This window comes from Paraburkholderia sp., assembly GCF_036488505.1.
GTDB lineage: Bacteria > Pseudomonadota > Gammaproteobacteria > Burkholderiales > Burkholderiaceae > Paraburkholderia.
Map to the genome: position 1 here is coordinate 1 of NZ_DASXHN010000185.1, position 5695 is coordinate 5695.

The 5695-nt window shown below is 62.5% G+C and carries 6 protein-coding genes and 1 other RNA gene; 4 read left to right on the forward strand and 3 right to left on the reverse strand.

From position 1 onward, the window contains the following. Nucleotides 1-33 precede the first annotated feature (33 nt). Nucleotides 34-759 (forward strand): amino acid ABC transporter ATP-binding protein, encoded by a 726-nt coding sequence (locus VGH68_RS10785; protein WP_331603601.1) that lies wholly within the window; start codon nucleotides 34-36, stop codon nucleotides 757-759. Nucleotides 760-893: 134 nt separating this feature from the next. Here VGH68_RS10785 and VGH68_RS10790 read toward each other — a convergent pair whose 3' ends face one another. Then, on the reverse strand, nucleotides 894-1853 hold the full coding sequence (locus VGH68_RS10790; RefSeq protein ID WP_331603603.1) for a class II glutamine amidotransferase: 960 nt from the start codon (nucleotides 1851-1853) through the stop codon (nucleotides 894-896). Nucleotides 1854-2019: 166 nt separating this feature from the next. Here VGH68_RS10790 and pyrC point away from each other — a divergent pair, with 166 nt between their 5' ends. The 3 genes from pyrC to rnpB all read left to right on the forward strand — a co-directional run bounded on the left by pyrC (nucleotide 2020) and on the right by rnpB (nucleotide 4542). Continuing rightward, a complete protein-coding gene (gene pyrC / locus VGH68_RS10795; RefSeq protein ID WP_331603604.1) occupies nucleotides 2020-3078 on the forward strand; it encodes a dihydroorotase in 1059 nt (352 codons plus the stop codon). Between the two features lie 11 nt (nucleotides 3079-3089). Continuing rightward, complete coding sequence (locus VGH68_RS10800) at nucleotides 3090-4040, forward strand: DUF3025 domain-containing protein (RefSeq protein ID WP_414696928.1); 951 nt, start codon at nucleotides 3090-3092, stop codon at nucleotides 4038-4040. 88 nt (nucleotides 4041-4128) lie between these two features. Then, nucleotides 4129-4542, forward strand: an RNA gene (gene rnpB / locus VGH68_RS10805) — RNase P RNA component class A. 94 nt (nucleotides 4543-4636) lie between these two features. Here rnpB and VGH68_RS10810 read toward each other — a convergent pair. Both VGH68_RS10810 and VGH68_RS10815 read right to left on the reverse strand, forming a co-directional pair. Then, a complete protein-coding gene (locus VGH68_RS10810) occupies nucleotides 4637-5059 on the reverse strand; it encodes an OsmC family protein (protein WP_331603606.1) in 423 nt (140 codons plus the stop codon). A gap of 247 nt (nucleotides 5060-5306) precedes the next feature. Continuing rightward, the coding region (locus VGH68_RS10815; RefSeq protein WP_331603607.1) for a hypothetical protein at nucleotides 5307-5695 on the reverse strand (389 nt) is incomplete at its 5' end.

Here is a 5695-nt window from a genome sequence, read left to right on the forward strand (position 1 = left end):
CCTCGTCAAAGGTCTTCAGAAAAAGGTCGCAAGATGATCTCTATCAAGAATGTTTCGAAGTGGTACGGCCAGTTTCAGGTGCTGACCGACTGCACGACGGAAGTCAAAAAGGGCGAAGTGGTGGTGGTGTGCGGACCGTCCGGTTCGGGCAAATCCACGTTGATCAAGACCGTCAACGGCCTCGAGCCGTTTCAGAAAGGCGAGATCGTGATCAACGGCGAGTCGCTGACCGACAAGAAAACCAATCTGTCGAAGTTGCGCTCGAAGGTTGGCATGGTGTTTCAGCACTTCGAGCTGTTCCCGCATCTGTCGATCGTGCAAAACCTGACGCTCGCGCAGATCAAGGTGCTCGGCCGCTCGAACGACGAGGCAACCGCGAAGGCCCTGAAGCTGCTCGACCGCGTGGGGCTGCGCGCGCATGCGGACAAGTATCCAGGGCAGTTGTCGGGCGGCCAGCAGCAGCGGGTGGCGATTGCGCGCGCGCTGTCGATGGATCCGATCGCGATGCTGTTCGACGAGCCGACTTCCGCGCTCGATCCAGAGATGATCAACGAAGTGCTCGACGTGATGGTCGAACTCGCGCAGGAAGGCATGACGATGATGTGTGTCACGCACGAAATGGGTTTCGCGAAGAAGGTCGCGCACCGCGTGATCTTCATGGACAAGGGCTTGATCGTCGAAGACGACCGTAAGGAAGACTTTTTCGCGAATCCGAAATCGGATCGCGCGAAGGATTTCCTGGCCAAGATCCTGCACTGAGGGTTCGGGCGCGGGTCTTGCCGCCAGGCCCGCGTGCGATGCAAAAAAGCCGCTGTTCGCAGCGGCTTTTTCGTTGCTGGCGGCAGCGCTCTCTCGGGAAGCGACGTGGGTCGCTGGCCGAGGCGCTTGCCCGCTTACGACTCGAACGCGGCCGCGTCGTCGGCGGCTTCGAGATCGGTGTCGCCGTCGGCGGCGATCATCGTCGCGTTGCTGATGATTGGCTGCGCGCCGCTGGATGCCGCGATCGTCGTGGCCGATGCCGACGCATCCAGCGCCGGGTTGCGCAGCTTATCGAGTACCGACATGGGCACCGGTATGTTGGCGCGGCCGATCACTTCGCCGTGCTGGAACATCAGCAGAGCGCCCGGTGCGAACGCGGTCCACACTTCGTTATCGGTCAGCGGCTTGGTTGCGATTACCGCGACGCGGTCTTCCGGCGTCGTGTATTTGGCGAAATCGATCGACACGTCCGCGTCGACCAGATGCGCGGTCGAAAACGGCCAGCGCCGCACCAGGTAGTGCAGATGCGTCGAGCAATGCGCAAACAGTGCCTGACCGTTCGACATCAGGAAATTGAACACACCGTATTGGGCGATTTCGCGCGTGAGCGATTCGAGCGCGGCGAACAGCTCTTCGAGCGGCGGCTGCTGCGCGCCCGGAAAAGCCCTGCGCAAGCCTTGCAGCAGCGCGCAAAACGCGAGCTCGCTGTCGGTGGTGCCGACGGGCTGATAGACGCCGGTCAATTCAGGCGCATACGCTTGCAGATCGCCGTTGTGCGCGAAGATCCAGTGACGCCCCCACAGCTCGCGCATGAACGGATGGCAGTTTTCGAGCAGGATATGCCCCTGCGTCGCCTTGCGGATATGCGCGATCGTGTTCTTCGATTTGATCGGGTAGCGCTTGACCATCTCGGCGATCGGCGAGGTGGCCGACGATTGATGATCGATAAAGAGACGACAGGCCTTGTCTTCGAAGAAAGCGATACCCCAGCCGTCCGCGTGATGATCGGTGACGCCGCCGCGCGCCGCAAAGCCGGTGAAGGAGAACGTGACGTCCGTGGGCGCGGCGCAGTTCATTCCGAGGAGTTGGCACATGTTGCAGGTGAGCCTGTGAACGGAGCGAGCCGTTACAATGATGATTTTCCAAGCATATCACCGAGCCGAAGACGCCAAATAGCAAATTGACGTGTGTTCAGGCCGCAACAGCGCGGTTTGACCAGGTCGATTCGCTGTGCGCGCAAGGTCTCGTGTCCTCCTTGCCATGACCGCTAACATCTCCCCCGATTCCATCACGCTCGTCCGTCCGGACGACTGGCATCTGCACGTGCGCGACGGCGCGATGCTGGCGGCGGTACTGCCGGATACCGCGCGCCAGTTCGGCCGCGCGATCATCATGCCGAACCTGAAGCCGCCGGTCACGACGACCGCGATGGCGCACGCGTATCGCGAGCGCATCGTCGCCGCGATCCCGGAGGGCGCGAAGTTCGAACCGCTGATGACGCTGTACCTGACCGACAACACGCCGCCCGACGAAATCCGCCGCGCGCGCGAAAGCGGCTTCGTGCATGCGGTGAAGCTGTACCCGGCGGGTGCGACGACGAATTCGGACGCGGGCGTCACCGATTTGATGAAGTGCGCGAAGACGCTGGAGGCCATGCAGGAAACCGGCATGCCACTGCTCGTGCATGGCGAGGTCACCGATTCGGATATCGATCTGTTCGACCGCGAGAAGGTCTTCATCGACCGCGTGATGACGCCGCTGCGCCGCGAGTTTCCGGCGCTGAAGGTGGTGTTCGAGCACATCACGACCAAAGACGCGGTCGACTACATTCGCGAAGCGGGCGCCGCACCGGAACTGCTTGGCGCGACGATCACCGCGCACCATCTGCTGTACAACCGCAACGCGATCTTCCAGGGCGGTATTCGCCCGCATTATTACTGTCTGCCAGTGTTGAAGCGCGAGACGCATCGCGTCGCGCTCGTCGAAGCGGCGACCTCGGGCAATCCGCGCTTCTTCCTCGGCACCGACAGCGCGCCGCACCCGAAGGGGCTGAAGGAGCACGCTTGCGGCTGCGCAGGCTGCTATACGGCGCTGCATGCGCTCGAGCTCTATACCGAAGCGTTCGACAAAGCCGGTGCGCTCGACAGGCTCGAAGGCTTCGCGAGCTTCCATGGTGCCGACTTCTACGGTTTGCCGCGCAATACAGAGAAGGTCACGCTGCGTCGCGAGGAGTGGACGCTGCCGGCGGAACTGCCCGTCGGCGATACGCCCGTCGTGCCGCTGCGTGGCGGTGAGTCGATCGGCTGGCGTCTGGTGTGAGGTCGCGGTAGATGCGCGAACGTGCGGCTGATCCGGGCGCTGTCGATGAAGCCACACGGGGGGCGACGCGCGAGGCGGTGTCCAATGCCGGGCCCACAGCGGTTCATGAGCCACCGCTGCACGTTGCGCGTGACGTCGTAGCGCGCGCATTGCCGCAAGCTGCCTTCGCCGCTATCGACTGGTCGCAGCCCTGGTTCGCGCCGTTGACGCCACGGGGCGAGCGCTGGCAGCGCGCCGCGCTCGCGGGCTACGCCGAACTGCTCGCCGCAATGAACGCCGATGCAGTCGAGATGCGGCAAACCACGGGCCGCGGCGAACGTCTCGTCTTCATTGCGCAGGACGATCTGCCGCCGGGCGCAGCCTATGAGGCGCATATCGCGTCGACCGGCTGCGTGCCGACGCGCCACAATCTGCACGACTTCTTCAATGGATCGATGTGGTTCGCGTTTCCGCGCATCAAGGCGGCGCTGAATGCGCGGCAGTCTGCGGCGCTCGACGCGCTCGGCGTCGGTCCGACGCGCGGCGGTGTGCGTGACATGCTGACCCTCTTCGACGAAAACGCGCTGCTGTTCGAGTGCGCCGATCCGGCATTGCGCGCCGCGTTGCGCGGTTTCGACTGGCACACGCTATTCGTGACGCGGCGCGACGCATGGGGCCGCAACTGCGAAGTGCGCTGCTTCGGCCACGCGCTGCTGGAGAAGCTGATCGCGCCATTCAAGGGCTGCACTGGGCATGCATGGATCGTCGACGTGCCCACAACGTATTTCGCATGGGACGCCGCCGCCCGGAACGCGTGGCTCGACGAAACGGTGAGCATGGCGCTGCTCGAGACCGCGGCGCTAACCAGCCGGATGTTTGCGCCGCTACCCGTGCTCGGCATCCCCGGCTGGTGGGCGGAGAACGAATCGCCCGCGTTTTACGACGACGCTACGGTGTTTCGCGCGGGGCGACGCGGGCGTTGAGCGCTGCGTTGAGCTTTTCGGCTTTTCGCTGCACCAGCCCTGAGCCGTGCCAGCCGTACTGCCGTTCGGTGTTAAAATCCGCGCCAGCAAAGCAGGCCAGGCAGTCGCGGCCTCGGCGGCTTCGGCCAACGGGGGCGAGGAAAGTCCGGACTCCACAGGGCAGGGTGATGGCTAACGGCCATCCGTGGCGACACGCGGAACAGGGCAACAGAAAGCAAACCGCCGATGGCCCGGCGCAAGCTGGGATCAGGTAAGGGTGAAACGGTGCGGTAAGAGCGCACCGCGGCTGTCGCAAGGCAGACCGGCACGGTAACCTCCACCCGGAGCAATTCCAAGTAGGCAGGCGCGCATCTTCGCGATGCAGGACGGGGCCCCCGTCTCGTCTGCGGGTAGGAAGCTTGAGCGCGTCAGTAATGACGCGCCTAGAGGAATGGCTGCCACGCGCGCCGCGTCTTCGGAGGCGGCGCGTGCACAGAATCCGGCTTATCGGCTTGCTTTGCCGCTGAATAGAAAATGCCGGCGTCCATCGGGACGCCGGCATTTTTCATTTGGGACGTTGGTTGCGGCCCCGGCCGCGGCCTCTACCGCCGTCGCGCTCAACTGGCGACGATGTCGAACGAGTGCGTGAGCTCCGCGGTCTTCGCGATCATGATCGACGCGGAGCAGTATTTATCGTGCGACAGGTTGATCGCGCGCTCGACGGTGGCCGGATTCAGATTCTTGCCGGTCACGGTGAAGTGGAAGTGGATCTTCGTGAACACCTTCGGATCTTCGCTCGCGCGTTCGGCCTTCAGCGTCACAGAACAGCCGGCGATTTCCTGACGGCTTTTCTTCAGGATCATCACCACGTCGTAGGCGGTGCAGCCGCCCGTGCCGAGCAACACCATTTCCATCGGACGCGGAGCCAGATTGCGGCCCCCGCCTTCAGGGGCGCCGTCCATTGCAACCAGATGGCCGCTGCCCGTCTCGGCCGCGAACGCCATCCCGTCCTGCCCCATCCAGTTGACCTTGCATTCCATGTTGTCACTCCACCGCGCATAGCTATCGAGACGGCATTGTAGCCCGGGGCTTGACGATGCATCCGCGCCGGCTTTACCGCAAAGCTACGCCTAATGATCGTTTTTGTGTTGCAGTGCGCCATGGGCCAGCGATTCGGGAATGCCTTATCGGTTTAGGGGTTTCCTTCTAGATGATCCCAATCCTGAGCCGGTCCTTCCCCTCTCGATGTCGGATCGCAAAGGTTTTTTCGCGATATCGAGGTGCCCATCAGTCTGCCACGATATGAAACGCGATTTCGCAATGCAAATGGCCTTGCGTCGCACAAGGGCGGCTCATATAATTCATCGCATCGTTGCAGTAAGCCTGCAACTTCCGCTGTCTCCTCCACCTCCTCCTTTGGTGGATTAAGCCCGAACCGCTCGTTCGGGTTTTTTTTCGTCCGCTTCTTTTCAGCATTTCGCGTTGCAGTGGCGAACTCATTGGACATTTTGACTTGCCAACACGAATTCCTTTATAATTCAGGGCTTTTCCGCAGTCGCGCCCGCGGAGGAAGAACCAGGGAGAGCCTGCACGCGCCTCGATGCGCACACTACAAGCAGGAAAAAACACATTGGGCGCAGCAATTTTTTTGGATCGATCATGAAGACGTTTTCCGC

Bases quoted from the DNA above. Each gene is read 5' to 3' on its own strand.
- VGH68_RS10800 (WP_414696928.1), top strand. From the start codon at position 3,090: ATGCGCGAACGTGCGGCTGATCCGGGCGCTGTCGATGAAGCCACACGG.
- VGH68_RS10785 (WP_331603601.1), top strand. From the start codon at position 34: ATGATCTCTATCAAGAATGTTTCGAAGTGGTACGGCCAGTTTCAGGTG.
- VGH68_RS10790 (WP_331603603.1), bottom strand. From the start codon at position 1,853: ATGTGCCAACTCCTCGGAATGAACTGCGCCGCGCCCACGGACGTCACG.
- VGH68_RS10810 (WP_331603606.1), bottom strand. From the start codon at position 5,059: ATGGAATGCAAGGTCAACTGGATGGGGCAGGACGGGATGGCGTTCGCG.
- pyrC (WP_331603604.1), top strand. From the start codon at position 2,020: ATGACCGCTAACATCTCCCCCGATTCCATCACGCTCGTCCGTCCGGAC.